Consider the following 14,348-nt stretch of genomic DNA (forward strand, 5'->3'; position numbering starts at 1 on the left):
GTTATTGCGTGTTAATATTGAAATAAAACAATTAAAAGGCTTTGATCATGAAAAAACTGATTGTCGTTATTTTTCTATCTCTAATTCTTTCAGGATGCACAACATATCGCCCGCAATATGATGCCGACTATGAAAAGGCGGTATCAGCCGTGATTGACAAAAGTTCTGAAACCATCAAGTTTAATGATCATGCTATTTGGCACCCTAATAGATCAACTATCCCAACCGTTTTTCCTATCCCCACCCCAATTGAGGGAAACATGGTTATAACAGACAAAACACTATATTTTCTCGAATGGGATTCTGATTCAAATGCATACAATATTGTAAAGAAACTACCCATTACTGATATTCAGAATGTAAAAATCACGACGTTTGGGTTAAACCGCCAACTCGCAATACAATCTAAAAACAATAATTTCGATCTTTTCTCTTATACATCTCATATCAAAAGAAACGGAGATATGAATATTGAAGTTTTAAATTACATAAACTCCCTCATTAAAAAATCACCGGTGGTGCCAGAACGTCATTAATCCCCATCCGTCCAATGCCAGCGCCTGCCGCGTCTGGCATACAACGCCCATTCCTTGCGCACAGTGCAATACCTTCCCGCCGTCAACATTTACCCACATGCCAATGTGCGATGGGTACCGGTTTCGCTGCATTAAGACAGCATCGCCGTCCTTCGGGTCCGTTACTTCAAACCAGTTTGACCGTTCATCATGCGTTTCCATCGTCGTGATGACTTGCCGAAGATCAAGCGCGTCAACATCGACCGCCGGAACGTCTCGACCGTAATACGTTGCCTGACAATGCCGGAAAAACGCCCAGCAGTCCCATTCTCCGGATACCCACGGCATCCCGATATATTCTGTAATTTGTGCTGGTGTCATGACGATAAGGACGGAAACTGGTCCAGTGTGTAGGTTTTTCTTGGATAAGCCGTTTTCGACAAGTCAGCGAATCCGGCACGTGCTGTGACACGGAAAACGTCTGTCTCAACCGTGTTGATCACCATTGTCATGGGCGGATCGTTTTGTGGGCCGGACGGGTCAGACATCAGGTAAATCCGGTATGTAATCTCGATCAGGTAAGGCGTTCTGACCGCTGCTTCAATGCTGGTCACAATTTCACGACTGACGTTATCGATCGTCAGCACGATTTCGGGCTTTCCGCTTTCTGCGATTTCAGGTAATTCCAGATCGAATGCATACGGCAGGAATTCAACGGCTTCACCAGCGTTTTCAGGAGCTGACGCTTCCAGCGTTCCAGTAAACGACTTGTGGTCACGGACGACACGAAGCGGCTGCGTGAAGGCCGGATGACGCATTTCTATCGTGTAAACGATAATCTCATCATCCGGAGCACTGGCATAGGCCTCTTTGATCGCTTCTTTCAGTGTGGTATCAGTCAAGATATTCCTCCAGTTCTTCAGACGTCATTACCGACATGTCGCGTACTTCAAGCGTGGCAGACACGTTATAAATCCCTTTTGCGGCCAGCTCAACGGTATAAGGACCTACAAACCGGCAATCGGTTTCCGTCATTCCCATACCGTTATCAACCTCCATTACAAACCACGCTGTCCCATCGAATATCGTATGTTTGAACCACGCTTCAAATACCTTGAATTCAAGGCGTTGCATAATCCATTTAACAGATAGTTGCGTCGGCATACTGGCGCTTAACCGGCGCTGCCGTGCTGGCCCGGTCTCCATCTCTGTCCGGACTGTCGCGTTTTGCGGACTGATCTTGTACCCATCCACGGCACATGCCGGAATCATCTTGGGTATGTTAGCCATCAGTACGCCCCCGCTGCACGGCTCGCGCCAAAGTTACGCATGATGGCTTTGGATACAGATCCGTCGTTCTCGATGTCTTTGGTGACAATATTAACGATCATCGCGTTTCCGTCGAAGTCAGCACTTGAAGACGTTATTTCCTGCCTTGTCCCCTCGTTTTTATGATTGATCTGGATGCTCATGCTTCCCCCTCCGCCCAGCATATTGTTCGGAATAATCGTGCCAGATGATGGCGGCGTAAACAGCTCCGGGCCACGTTCGCCGACAAGATAGGTCTGGCCGCCTGATACGGGGCCACCAAGTGCTTTTTTGCCCACATATGGTTTATCACCGAATATTTCGTTATAGGCATATTCAGAACCGGGTCCATCCCCAAATTTGTATTCAAAAACACCACCAAGTGTTTTTCCGAGAACAGACGTTAACCCGTCGGCTAGACTGGAAATCATTTTCTTTGCCTGAATCCTTGCAAGATCAGCAATAATCGAGTTGGCCAGATCACTAAAAGACAGTTTTCCCGTAGTGACGAATTTCACCCAGACGTTTTCCATTTCCCTGAAAGTGTTTGTCAGCGTGTCACCGATAGATTTTCCTGTCTCTTCTGCTTTTTCCCGATAATCCTGCATGGATTTTCCGAGGTTGACCCATGGATCGTTATTCACGTCATATTTTTTCTGGATCAATTCCAGATTGGCCTGTTTCGATGCTTCGCCGATCTGTTTTATTTTTTCGATTTCTGCAGAAAGAACATCAACGTTTTTTTCGCCGATCTCAAGAGTTGTTCGCTTGATGGCTTCCTGTGTTTCAAGATCAACCCTTCTTGCTTCAGTCAGTTTTTGAATTTCAATCGTGCTTTTACCGATCAGGTCTATTTCAAATTGCCGACTTTCGGTTTCGTTATTCCGGCGATACTCAAACTCTTTTATGTCTTTTCTGAATTTCAGGACAACATTCAGCTGACGCTCTTTCTCGATCAGCTCATCCAGATTTTTTGCGGCATCAATGTAATTCTGTTTTTGTGTACCCGTTAATGCGCTTCGCTTCTCTGATGCTCTTTGTGCGTCAGAGAACCGTCCAAAGGTCACATCGAATTCAGCCATTGCCTCTTTTGACGACTTGATTTTTCCTTCAAATTTTTCAAAATTGGCAATGCCATATTCAAGCCCTGCCGTGTCGCGCCCCATTTGATCCCATGCCTTGTCAAACGGGTCTGTATCAATCGCTTTCTTCTCTTTTGGAGCCGCCACCCATGATTTTCCTTTTTCAAGAGGATCACGTGCTGCCTGCGCCTGCCGTCCGTCAGCCGCAAAAGCCATTTTTATACGCTTTCCGACCTTGTCAGCTCGCTCACCAACTTCATCAAGGTTATTTATTATTCGGTTGCCTGCCTTATCCCATCCTTCCGACACCGCTTTTGCTGCTCCCGTCCAATCACCTGATTCCAACAGTGTTCCGCCGTGAGCCAAGCCTGACAAGAGATCAAAGATAGCCCCAAAAATTCCGGTTACGAGTTTGTAAACGCCATAAATTGCAGTCGCAAAGGTCTGCAATATCGTATTAATGGTAGCGATAGAGTACCGAAATATAGAAACAATCTTCGGCCAGCCGTTCTGGAATATTTCAGCAAACTCAGTTAACACAGGCATTACCTGATCTGCCCATGCCCGGCTAAAACCGTCGGCCGTCATTTTTGCTTCATTTTTGAAGGTGCGCATGGCATCCTGATAAGCGGTGACGGCCTCTTGTGTCTCTCCTCCGATGCCGAGATTGTATTCGTTCAGCCTGTCGCTTGCTTTTCCAAGCTCTTCCTCTGTTACACTCAAATACTGATTGATTTCAGACAAGGAGCCAATACCGATTGCTGTGGCCGCCTGATTTCTGTTCCATCCGTCCGTATATTCTTCCAGAACCTCAGATGCACTGGCGATCAGCTCTTCAACAGAGCCATGCGCTACACCGAGTCTGTCCAATTCTTTGACGTTGCTATTCATCGCGGCTTCGGCTTTCGTATAGACAGTTGTGTAGCCGTCCATACCAATACCCATCGCAGACAGTGCAGCTGCCGTTCCAGATGCTTCGTTCGCTGTCATATGCATTGCAGTTTGCAACTTGTTCAATGCATCAACGGACTTGATAACGTCATCTATGCTTTCCGATTTGTAGCTCTCACCCGTAAATAGACCAGCGACAAATTGAAATCCAGCCTTTATCGCATCAATGGCATAGCCGATCACTTTTATAATCGCCCATATCGCGCCAAGTCCGATAGCTGACAGGACAGCACCGATAAGCACGCCAATGGCAACTGCTTTTGCTGTCGCCCATCCATCCATCCGCTGGCTATCATCCTCCATTGCCTTGTTGGCAGAGCTTATCCCCTCCTTTATTGATTTTGTCATTTCCGTACCGATTCCGGCAAAGATTGACTCTCCGAGTTTTTGCGCTGCATTACTAATTGCATCAAATGCAGTCTCTGATTTATCAGCTGCATTTTTAGCGCCATCAGCAACCGCATCGATTTCGTTTTTCATCGACGCAGTTGCCTTTTTTACATCGTTGGCGGCCTTATCTGTCCCATTCCGAAACTTGTCTATTGACACAACAGCTGCCGACCAGCCAGAAGAAGCCGCATCTTTAACCGCATCCATCGCATCGGAAAATGGCCGGTAATTCGCACTGACTGTTGTTGATAAAGTGCCGAGTGACATTTTTTACCTCACGCTACAATAACTTCACCATCAATTCGCAGCTCCGCCGAACCGCCAATAACTTCGTCAACTGCACCGGATTCAGGCATCGCACGAACGTATGCGCCAAAAGATGCAACCTTTCCATTTGGATAAGTCAGTTTGTAATTCAACCGGCTTGCTGCCGCTTTTGAGGCTCTCATGGCGTTCTGTCCAGCATCTTCATAATCCGGGTTGATATCAAAAGATATCGATCCAAAATCTTGAAGTCCCAATCTGATTTCACGTGCTTTAGAACGCAAATGCGTTACATCGACTTCCGCTGCCTGACCGTCAAAACCAGACCAATTTTTTACGTTTGCAACGGATGTATAGGCTTTTTGCAAGGCACTTGCTGCCAAACCTTCAATATCCTTTCCGGTTGTATTGACCTGAATCGCAAAGGTTCCGGCTGTAGCATTGGTTGCGACAAAACTCTGGTTATTTATTTCGCTGGCATTTGCCCCCGTAAATCCGGATAGAGTAACGACCGTTCCATTTTTTACACCTGCAGCTGTGAGAATCGTCGGGTTTCCGACAACGATACCTGTTACAGCTATCGTTGTTCCGGAACCGGTTTCAATTTGTAAATCTGTGCCTTGGGCGGATATTGCCGAACTTTGAGTCATATTTTTCTCCAAAAAAATACCGCCCTAAGGCGGCTTATTTATCTGCTCGTACTACTTTGAGACCTTTAAATTGCTGTGCAATCAGCTTTTCCGTGATTTGGTCAGCGTCCAACTTTTCCTCATTTTTACGGCCGACCCAAAGTGTGAAATCCTCTGGTTTATACGGCTTTCTGACTTTTTTTACATCACGATTGATATTTGCAAGCGTTGCTAACGCCTGTCCGTGTCGCAAATCCTCTGCAAATTCACCGAATGGCTCAAGCATGAAAAATTCTTGCCATTCCAGGATTTCAGCATGTGGGATATGCTCCACTTCCCCGATTGTTTTACCAAGGGCCAGCGCAAGTCGAAATAAAAACCTGCGTTCAGGGTTTGCCCTTAAATGTTTTTTTCGTCGTTAATAAATCCATTCAGTTTCAAAACACGCTGTGTCAGATTGTGAATTAACGTATTTGCACAGTCTCTCATCCGGTCAATATCGCCATCACAAAAAACACGGCTTCCATCGCTATCGACAATCGACGTAACGATCATTTTTGTGCCGAACAGGTCATTGCTTTGATCACCTTCCTTTTTTTCAGACGATAACCCTGAATCCTTTCTGATCTGCGAAATCTCACGTTCAGAAAGTTGTTTTACAAATAAGCCATTAAAACCGTCGATATCGATCTCTTCAGTCTTCGGGCGATACATTTCAAAAAGCGCTTCTTTATTAAACATAAAATTTCCTTTATTCATTGCTCCAAATTGAAAAATCCTGACGATGCCGGTAAAGTTTTGTTTCCGGTTCGTAGGCCGTGCCATCACTCAAAAAAATAACGGTCATATCGCTTTCAAATAAAGCATTCCTGACCGTTTTCTGTAATTCGTTCCTTTCTTTTGGCGTTCTCGCATAAACGTCGATCTGAAAGCGTTTTTTTGAGACGCCCTGATCTCCCATCAAACACGTATCACGCGCTCCGGAAATTTGTGTATAAACAATGTACGGGACACCTTCGCCTACCCCGACGCTGTCATAGATATCAATTCCATCCAATGCAGCGCGTATCACTGACACGATTTTCATTTCAATTGTCATGAATAGCGTCCTGTATTGTTTTTTTCATAGTAGAAAAAACTGCACTTTTGGATGTGTCTATTGCTGGCCTGAAAAAAGGCTTCGCCGCCATCTTGCTTGTCCCAAACTCGACAAAGCCAGCGTGATCACTATCCGAATAAACAGATACGACTGTCCCGTTTTTTGCCGTTTTGATGCTGTCTCGCAATTCGCCAGTATCTGATGGCGCCCTGTTTCTTATTTCTTTTTTAACCGCATCAGCAGACAGAGACACACCAGCAGAAATGCTTTCACGCACCTTTTTCTTCAGTTTGTCGATTTCCCGATTAAGTCGGACAAGGTCTTTATCCATCACTCACCCCTTTTTTGCACATGAGCGTCATCATCGTGTTTTTGTCGGCGTTCAAGATTGCTATCACGTCATAAGTTTCTCCTTCGAATTTAATCCGAATTTTTATATTGATATCCGATCTCTTCCTGATGATGATTCGAGTAGTGACTTCGTTTTTAATGCTCTGCGCTGCAATAAACTCCCGCCCAGTCATGTCTGATACAGAGGCCCATACCGTGCAGTATTCAATCCATTGCAAAGAGGCACCAAATTCATCTTTCACCTCAACCATCTTTTCAATGATGACTCGCCGGTTCAGTTCCCCTGCTCTCATGTCACACCCCGGGATTAATACGGTAATGATTCAAAATGGACTTCGCACCATTCGGTAACTCGCAGGCGGACACACCCACAATGACATCTTCCCTGTTCGTATACAGATGGCCTGTGATGAGCAAAATGGCCGCGTTGATGGCATCGTTTACAATCATCGGATTATTTCCGGCGGTGCCAGTTGCCACCGCCTCATCAAGCATGGCCTGATCATCGTAAACAGTCCGGTTCATATAATCGGTCACAGTCTGTTTCGCGGCAGAGAGATATAACGCCATCATTTCCGAATCGAAGGATTCTGCGCGACAGTGCGCCATCGCCTGGGACAAACTGACGAAAGCCATTATTTACCCTCGTTTTTCTTCTTGCCAGACGTTGCAGGCGCTTTTGATTCAGCCGCTGCCTGTTCCAGTTCTGGCGGGGTTTCTGCCGGGTTTTCTGCGCTGCCTGATGCCTCAAGCGCCCCTAATTCAGCCGCTGCCTGTTCCAGTTCTGGCGGGCATTCTTCGTCTTTTGCAAAGACGGTTGGATAGATGTCACCTGTCTTCACGCCCCGAAACGCTTTTATAAATTTCGCCATGTTTTCACCTATAAAAAAAGCAGGGGGCAAACCCCCTGCGTTACTGATTAAGCGCCCGCCGCAACTTTCAATGCTCGCAGTGGTTGCGGGTCAAGCAAGCCGCCACCGACACGCTTGGTTGTGTAGAAAGAAACGTACGGCTTGTTGGTATATGGATCGCGGAGAACGCGAACACCAATACGGTCAAGGATCATGTAGCCTTTATTAAAGTCACCAAACATGATTGGCAGTGCATTCGCTGCAACGTCTGGCATATCCGGGATTTCAGTGATCGGGAAATTGCATAGTGTGGCCGGTTGTCCGGCGACATAGGACGGCTGCCACAGGTAATTTCCCTGCCCGTCTTTCAATTTTCGGACAAAACCCTGCGTCTTGCGGTTCATGGTGAACCTGGCATTGCCGGTGTAAACGCTCGGCAAGTCATAGATAAGGTCAATAATGCCGTCCGCCGTAATAGCTGTTGCAGAACCACTATTCACAGCCGCAATTGCGCCATAGGGATGTTTCGCCGCATTAGTTCCACCGGTGACATACGTCAGAATGCCGGTCGGTTTATTTGTGCCATTGCCTGATACAAAAGCAGCTCCTTCCTGAAAGGCGAATTCCTGCTGTACTTCTCCTGCAAGCCATGTCTCAATATCGATTTCAGCGTCATCCAGAATCTGCTGTGTTGCTGCTGGATTGGCATAAATCTCACCAGTGGTATATTCCAGTTCTGCGAACGTCGGATTGGATGTCGCTGGACGTGCTGCCGTTTCGCCAACCCATCCGGAAGTGGCTCCCTTCAGGTTAAACAGTTTCTTGAAATTGGCCTTGGATGTCGGTTGTACAAAGCAAATCTGGCGCATTGGTGACACAAGAACCAGCTTGTCAGCAATGGTACGATCCCATTCGCTTGGAGCCAGATAACCGCCTTCATCAGATGCGCCTTTATTCAGGGCCGCCTGAATTTCTCCTTTTTTGAAGTGGGCATTGAAAGCGTCCGTATATTCTGCGTCCCTGACTTTACGTCCGCCGACACTGGCATTTTGAGAAGCAGCAATTTTTACATGTGCGTCCTCGATTTCTTTTTGGAGGCGGTCAATGTCGGCATTGATTCTGTCGACTTTCAGTGCCTGAAGCGCATCATCGTGCCCTTTTTTGAGCGAGTCAATTTGTTTGGTATGCTCTGCCTTGAACGTATCGAAAGCTTTATTGACTTCATCAACAAGCGCCCTGACTTCGGATGTGCCTGCCTCGGCTCGTACGTCGACTAAACCGCGAATAATTTGTACTGTCATTTTTCTGTCCTTTTATGTATAAAAAAACCGCCCAATGAGGCGGTTTTCATTCAGTGTTTGAGTGTTTAGTTTTTCATGCTATGCAACAGTGACTTGATCAGTGCTGTTGCTTCAGTGCCAGCGCACGGCTTGGCAGGTTCGGCAGCGCACGGCGTACCGCTTTCAAAAAGCGACTTCAAAGCTCCCCGACGGGCGCTTCTCGAATATCCCGCCTTCGCCATCGCCGCTTCAATCATTGCGAGTGGTTTCTTCCTTCCGGCTCCTTCGCTGTGGACAGATTCAACGGATATCTTTCCCGTCGCGAAGCCATCTTCTATTGCCTGATCGGCTGATAACCACGTCTCTTTATCCATCATTTCCGAGACAAATTTTTTGTCTAAGCCAGATCTGCTTGCGTAAAGGGATGCCATTGCGTCGTCAAACGGGGTCATGAGTGCGGACGCTTCGGCTAAATCATGGCGGTTTCCAACTGCCACGGCCCAAGCGTTGTGAATCATCAGAAACGCGCCCTCCCCCATCAGAATTTCATCGCCAGCCATCGCAATGACTGAAGCAGCGGACGCCGCAAGACTAAGAACCCGGCAAGTTACTTTTCCCTTGTGCTCTCTCAACTGGTTATAGATAGCGACGCCTTCGAAGAAATTTCCACCCGGTGAATTGATATCGACGACAATATCCGAACCTTCAGCATTGCGGAGAACGGCTGCAATGCGTTTTGCCGTAATTCCCCCGCCTTCCATGTTCTCACCGATAGTATCCAATATCGATATCGTGGCTGCGCTTTCAGTTGCAGATTTAACATCCGGTAACCATCTGTCAACCGCGTCGGGGCGTAAATCAAACTGGGCTGCCGAAAGCTTGAAATCAGACTTTATTTCTGGCAATACAATCAAACTCATTGTTTTCCTTTCTGTGTCATCGGGTTCCTTAATTCGTCCGCCGAAGAATCGTTTGACCGTGGGAGGTCGACTACTTCGCGAACTTCATTAGGAGTCATCCACGGCGCTTGTCCGCCAGCTCCCAACGCTTTGCTAAGGAAGTTTGCCTGTTCCGTCATCGAGCCGCGCAGCAACGCCGCCTCGTTGAACTGAAACTGATACTGCTCCATTTCTTCTTCTGTCAGCAATACTCTGACAAGTGCCTGCTCCCACGCAGTAAACCAGGGCGCTAACGTGTACTGGACAAGAAAAATACCCAGCTGGCTTATCCCGCTGCCCCATGAAGTGTCATCCATCATTAAAAGCGGCCTTGGAACGCCATAAAGTCTGGCCACTTCCTCAATCTGGTGATTACGGTTTTCTATCTGCTGCGCGTCCGCTGCCGTGCTGCTAAATTTGACGACTTTCCCGCCGCCTTCAATAACCATAAATTTCCCGACGTTTTCAGCGCCGGTATAATTTTCCTCCATTGAAGTTTTTATGCGATCGTATGCGGTTTCACTCAGATTATTCGGAAATTCCAGTGCTCCACCAGCCATATTTCCGGTGTTGAATACTCTAGACGCAGCACGTTCTGCATCTTGCGCCAGCTTGATGGCTTCAGCCCCCAATTTAACGGGAGCCAACCCGATTAGTCCGTCTGTCGTAAGTCCCCTGAGATGAAAGACCTCGGACGATTCCAGCCGAACCGTATTACCTGATGGCGTCGTCCAGTCATAATGGACATTCCAATCATCGCTCTGTTTCGGCACACAAGTTCCCAATTTCATCGGGATCATGCAAATTGGACGCCCAGCCGACCGAATCACCCGCGCATAACCGTTACCGGACAAAAGCGCATGAGTTTGCATCATGCTTTTAAATTCAAACGGTGTTTGCCATTTGTTTGGGCGTCTTTTTACAAGCCGATAGGCTGGATGATTTCCAGCAAGCGTTTTGTCTGGTGATGTTGAAATCAGGTTAAGGGGTAATCTACCTATGCTGTTTGAAATGACTGAAATTGCCCGCATGCAAGCCGTATTTTTCAAGGCATCATTGGATGCGCCACCTTTTACCCCGACGCGTAAAAATTCAAGAAACTCAGGGTCGTCTAAAAATTGCGGAGCCGCCAAAGAACCCTCAGCAGAAACTCTTCTTTCCGGCTCTGCCGCAATTGGCTTTTGCCTGAAAAAATCAAGTAATCCCATGCACTTCCCCTAAACGAATCTCAATCCGCGATCTTCATAAACTGATTTTCCGCTCGTTGGATTCATGTTCATGAGTGATACCGCATTAAAAACCGCCATCAGCGGATCAATTTTTGCCTTGCCTGATGCCTGTTTTGTGATCAGAATGGCGTTCCCTCTATCTTCAACCCGGGCATTTCCAACGCACCATGCCATTATTGGCTGGCCTGCGTGGACCAGTTCTCCGCCTGCAACTTTTCTTTCTGTCGTCTTGATCGCGCCGTTCAACTTCCATCCTTGCGGGACTGCCACCATCTGATCAATGCCGAATCCTCTTCCGTCGGATGTCAGTTCATTGATAATGTCGCCGATCCCGGCAGAATCAACACCCAGGAATTTATCCGCTGCCAACAAACCTGTATCCCGCACGTAGCAGATCATGTCTGAAACATCAGAAATATCATCGCCGGGGTTAGTGACTATCGTTAAATCACCCTGCTTTTCAAAGTCCAGTAATGCAGGGGCAATTTCTTTTCGTCTTTCCAGCGCAATCCGGTGCGCCCATGCGTGTACCCACACAAGCCATTTGCGCGTTTCTTTTTCTCGTCCGATAAACGCTAACCCGAGCAGGTCATCAAGACCCCCGCCATCAATACCGCAAACAATTACTTCGCTTCGATTAATCAGGTCATCGAGTGATGTCAGATTTTTGTCTTGTTCGGCCTCCCAAAAATCGGCACCAGCCCACCTGTCCGATTGCAGGTTTAACCCAATCTCGACATTTAAATGTTTTGCCAAAAAACCGCGTAATGATTCCTCGCCTGCTGATTTTGCTTTCTCAAATTCCCGATTCAAAAACTCGACATCTACGGATGCGCCAAGGTTCGGATTTGTAATGTAAAAGTTTTCCGGGTTGAGGTATTGTTTTTCATCCCGCATTTCATTCGGGAACTCATAAAGCACCGGCAGGAATTTATTATCATCAATCTTTCCGTCTCGAACATCCCTTGCGTATTGCAATTTCTGTCTGAACACTCCGGCCGGAGGCGCATCGGATTGTGTCGTGAGGTAAATAACAAACCCTTCGGGACGTGATGCAAGGCCGCCACACGCTTCACGAAGCATGTTTTCAGCATTCGCCCTTTTCCCGAACAACCATAATTCGTCAACCAGTATGCCTATCGCCTTTTTACCGCCAACGGTTTCACTGTCAGCAGCGACCACTTTTAATGTCGCTCCTGTTGTGCGATGGGTGATAGTCCTGATGTGGTCTTGCACCTGAAGCAATGCGCTTAAGTCCTCGTCTGCGCGTACCATATCCCGCGCCGGATAAAAGGAGTTATTCGCAATCTCGACAGTCGGGGCAAGAATAATAAACTCGCCGGACTGACGCCAATTCAAAATCAACGCTGTCAGCATGATTGCGGCGGCATCTGTTGATTTTCCATTCTTCTTGCTGATCAGCATCATGAATTCCTGAATCAGCCGCCTTCCACTTTCAGGATCATATGCGCCAAAAATACTGGAGACGAAATCAGTTACCCACGGTCTGGATACTTCGGCCATTGTCGGCATACCGGGAGCGTCAACCATTCGCAAACTCCCGAATACATTGAGCGCCTCGCTTGCCTCTGATTCAAATAACGGCGAAAAAGGAATAAGCGATTGCCCAGCAACAATTCTTGTTTTCCAGTCATGGCATGCTGTCGTCCATTCCATTGATTACTTCCCAACTATTTTTAAAGACGGCGGCGCTTTCGGGGCAAAACGTCCTGTTGCCACTTTTTTTGCCGTCTCGTCCTTTGCTTCTTTTTTACCGCCATCGTGCGTCTTGGTATGCAGATATTGCGCCGCTGCAATTGCAGCCCTAACTCTCAATGCCGGGTCAACAGCAGGATTGTTCTGAACGATCAGGAGAAATTCAAGCGGATCACGCTTCTTGCCGTCCATCAGTTCAGCAGTGCTGTTTTCAGAATTCAAAACATTTGATGTTTCTTTGTTTTTCGGCTTGCGACCAGCACCCACACGAGCGCCGCCACTTCGCCCTATTGCGCCAGCCATTTGATTTCCTTTTGAAATGGGGGTTTTTTTCTGCGAATGGGAGCCAACGGGGTCTTTCAATCGAAAAAGTTAAAACTTTTCACTCCCCCCCGCCCATTGAAAACTTTGCGTTCTCTTCTTTCTGTTTATCGCTGCTGTGGTGTTTGTCACATAAGGATTGCCAGTTTGAACTATCCCAGAAGAGCGCCTTATCACCCCTGTGAGGTATCTTGTGATCAACAACTGTGGCTTGTCTGACAGTTCCTTCAGCCGTACACATAGCGCACAATGGATTTGCCAGAAGGAATCTTTCCCTTGCCTTTCGCCATGCGTGTCCATATCCTCGGCTTGCCGCGCTCTGGTCGCTTGTTCTCCACGATCCAGGGACGATGCGTGATAGTTTATTCTCCGCTGGCGCTACTTGAGGCTTTAATGATTTCAGGCGAGCCACGATATAGATGTTTGAATTGGTATGCCGGGATGGATTTGAACCATCAGCCGTCAAATTATGAGTTTGAAGCTCTTACCACTTGAGCTACCGGCACATAAAAAAAGCCCCGATTAAGGGGCTATAGGGTCACACTTTTAAAAAACAAAAATACCCGACTGGTTAGGCCGAGCTTTCTGCTATATTAGCTAGTGTCTATCTCAACTAATATAAGGTAATTCTATGTCAAATAATAATTCAGGAAATACTGATAACAAGCCAAGTGATAATAGCAAAACAACACAAGAAAGCACTTCGCAATATAAGCGACAACCTGATACATCAAGAATGGTCTATGATTCCATTGACGGGCTGAAAAAACGCCCTCCATCAGACAAGCAGAAATAGACTACACTGCCATGTATGCAGCACTTGCGATTATTGCAATCAATGGTGAAACGATAGCAAGAATACGAATGTAGTCAAGCGTTTTTGCCATCGTTTCCAACATTGTTGATATCTCATTTATTGCATTTTCGAGAGCAGCTAATCGAATACGTTTAATCTTGCCAGCCTCTATTTCCTCATCGGTATCAGGATCTTTGTAAATTAAAAGCGCGGGACTTGATGACCCCAATTTTCTCTCCTTTGCCATCATGCACCGGCACAGTAGAACAATTGCCAAGATTGCCCAAAGTACTGAGAAAACAAGAAGTCCTGTCGAAATACATCCCCACGTTGATGACCTCAAATCATTAAGCAAAAGTAAAACCGCTCCAGCAGAACCAGAAAGCAGAATATTAAGCAATTTTTCACTGCCACCACGAAGAAACCCGTATGAAACGGTCATCGCTGCCATTGTTTCTTTTGCCTCTTCTGACGCGTATTCAACAATATCGTCTTTTGCTGAATAAAAGGCGTAAAAAGGAATTGAGTCTTTTTTCTTCATCGCATGATTGTGACATAAAAAAAGCCCCCGAATTTCGGAGGCTCACTAAGAATTTAATTTAAAAAAAAGCCCGGTGGGCTGGTACAC

At 46.8% G+C, this 14,348-nt stretch carries 19 protein-coding genes and 1 tRNA gene; 1 reads left to right on the top strand and 19 read right to left on the bottom strand.

Annotated elements, in window-relative coordinates:
• Positions 1-47 precede the first annotated feature (47 nt).
• Positions 48-536, top strand: coding sequence for a membrane lipoprotein lipid attachment site-containing protein (locus tag BRW83_RS09790; protein WP_036602557.1), 489 nt, complete (start codon positions 48-50; stop codon positions 534-536).
• Here BRW83_RS09790 and BRW83_RS09795 read toward each other — a convergent pair.
• The 19 genes from BRW83_RS09795 to BRW83_RS09890 all read right to left on the bottom strand — a co-directional run bounded on the left by BRW83_RS09795 (position 510) and on the right by BRW83_RS09890 (position 14,261).
• Complete coding sequence (locus BRW83_RS09795; protein WP_005879687.1) at positions 510-896, bottom strand: NlpC/P60 family protein; 387 nt, start codon at positions 894-896, stop codon at positions 510-512. The genes BRW83_RS09790 and BRW83_RS09795 overlap by 27 nt on opposite strands.
• A complete protein-coding gene (locus BRW83_RS09800; protein WP_036602556.1) occupies positions 893-1,417 on the bottom strand; it encodes a DUF1833 family protein in 525 nt (174 codons plus the stop codon). The genes BRW83_RS09795 and BRW83_RS09800 overlap by 4 nt, the downstream gene beginning before the upstream one ends.
• Positions 1,410-1,805 (bottom strand): hypothetical protein, encoded by a 396-nt coding sequence (locus BRW83_RS09805; RefSeq protein ID WP_005879685.1) that lies wholly within the window; start codon positions 1,803-1,805, stop codon positions 1,410-1,412. Before BRW83_RS09805 ends, BRW83_RS09800 begins: the two co-directional genes overlap by 8 nt.
• On the bottom strand, positions 1,805-4,513 hold the full coding sequence (locus BRW83_RS09810; protein WP_005879684.1) for a phage tail tape measure C-terminal domain-containing protein: 2,709 nt from the start codon (positions 4,511-4,513) through the stop codon (positions 1,805-1,807). Before BRW83_RS09810 ends, BRW83_RS09805 begins: the two co-directional genes overlap by 1 nt.
• Positions 4,514-4,521: 8 nt before the next feature.
• Positions 4,522-5,160 (bottom strand): phage tail tube protein, encoded by a 639-nt coding sequence (locus BRW83_RS09815; RefSeq protein WP_005879683.1) that lies wholly within the window; start codon positions 5,158-5,160, stop codon positions 4,522-4,524.
• Positions 5,161-5,194: 34 nt separating this feature from the next.
• The gene (locus tag BRW83_RS09820) at positions 5,195-5,473 is read right to left on the bottom strand and encodes a phage tail assembly protein T (protein WP_005879681.1); all 279 of its coding nucleotides are present in this window, start codon (positions 5,471-5,473) and stop codon (positions 5,195-5,197) included.
• 65 nt (positions 5,474-5,538) lie between these two features.
• A complete protein-coding gene (locus BRW83_RS09825) occupies positions 5,539-5,898 on the bottom strand; it encodes a hypothetical protein (protein ID WP_005879679.1) in 360 nt (119 codons plus the stop codon).
• Positions 5,891-6,238 carry a DUF3168 domain-containing protein gene (locus tag BRW83_RS09830; RefSeq protein ID WP_005879676.1) on the bottom strand — a complete coding sequence of 116 codons (348 nt, stop codon included), beginning with the start codon at positions 6,236-6,238 and terminating at the stop codon, positions 5,891-5,893. The genes BRW83_RS09825 and BRW83_RS09830 overlap by 8 nt, the downstream gene beginning before the upstream one ends.
• Complete coding sequence (locus BRW83_RS09835) at positions 6,228-6,569, bottom strand: HK97-gp10 family putative phage morphogenesis protein (RefSeq protein ID WP_050757686.1); 342 nt, start codon at positions 6,567-6,569, stop codon at positions 6,228-6,230. Before BRW83_RS09835 ends, BRW83_RS09830 begins: the two co-directional genes overlap by 11 nt.
• Positions 6,562-6,882, bottom strand: coding sequence for a phage head closure protein (locus tag BRW83_RS09840; protein WP_005879674.1), 321 nt, complete (start codon positions 6,880-6,882; stop codon positions 6,562-6,564). The genes BRW83_RS09835 and BRW83_RS09840 overlap by 8 nt, the downstream gene beginning before the upstream one ends.
• Position 6,883: 1 nt before the next feature.
• Entirely contained in the window at positions 6,884-7,225 is a 342-nt protein-coding gene (locus BRW83_RS09845; protein WP_005879672.1) for a head-tail connector protein, read from the bottom strand.
• Positions 7,225-7,461 (bottom strand): hypothetical protein, encoded by a 237-nt coding sequence (locus BRW83_RS09850; protein WP_005879670.1) that lies wholly within the window; start codon positions 7,459-7,461, stop codon positions 7,225-7,227. Before BRW83_RS09850 ends, BRW83_RS09845 begins: the two co-directional genes overlap by 1 nt.
• Before the next feature lie 47 nt (positions 7,462-7,508).
• Positions 7,509-8,741, bottom strand: coding sequence for a phage major capsid protein (locus BRW83_RS09855; RefSeq protein WP_005879668.1), 1,233 nt, complete (start codon positions 8,739-8,741; stop codon positions 7,509-7,511).
• Positions 8,742-8,806: 65 nt separating this feature from the next.
• Positions 8,807-9,640: a head maturation protease, ClpP-related gene (locus BRW83_RS09860; RefSeq protein WP_005879666.1), complete on the bottom strand. Its 834-nt coding sequence runs from the start codon at positions 9,638-9,640 to the stop codon at positions 8,807-8,809.
• Positions 9,637-10,866, bottom strand: coding sequence for a phage portal protein (locus tag BRW83_RS09865; protein WP_005879664.1), 1,230 nt, complete (start codon positions 10,864-10,866; stop codon positions 9,637-9,639). The genes BRW83_RS09860 and BRW83_RS09865 overlap by 4 nt, the downstream gene beginning before the upstream one ends.
• A 9-nt stretch (positions 10,867-10,875) precedes the next feature.
• Positions 10,876-12,564, bottom strand: coding sequence for a terminase large subunit (locus BRW83_RS09870; RefSeq protein ID WP_005879662.1), 1,689 nt, complete (start codon positions 12,562-12,564; stop codon positions 10,876-10,878).
• 3 nt (positions 12,565-12,567) lie between these two features.
• A complete protein-coding gene (locus BRW83_RS09875; RefSeq protein ID WP_005879660.1) occupies positions 12,568-12,906 on the bottom strand; it encodes a hypothetical protein in 339 nt (112 codons plus the stop codon).
• Positions 12,907-13,353: 447 nt separating this feature from the next.
• A tRNA-Ile gene (locus tag BRW83_RS09885) sits at positions 13,354-13,430 on the bottom strand.
• Between the two features lie 291 nt (positions 13,431-13,721).
• Positions 13,722-14,261: a hypothetical protein gene (locus BRW83_RS09890; protein ID WP_005879657.1), complete on the bottom strand. Its 540-nt coding sequence runs from the start codon at positions 14,259-14,261 to the stop codon at positions 13,722-13,724.
• Positions 14,262-14,348: the final 87 nt, after the last annotated feature.

This window comes from Oxalobacter formigenes, from assembly GCF_002127965.1.
GTDB lineage: Bacteria > Pseudomonadota > Gammaproteobacteria > Burkholderiales > Burkholderiaceae_D > Oxalobacter > Oxalobacter formigenes.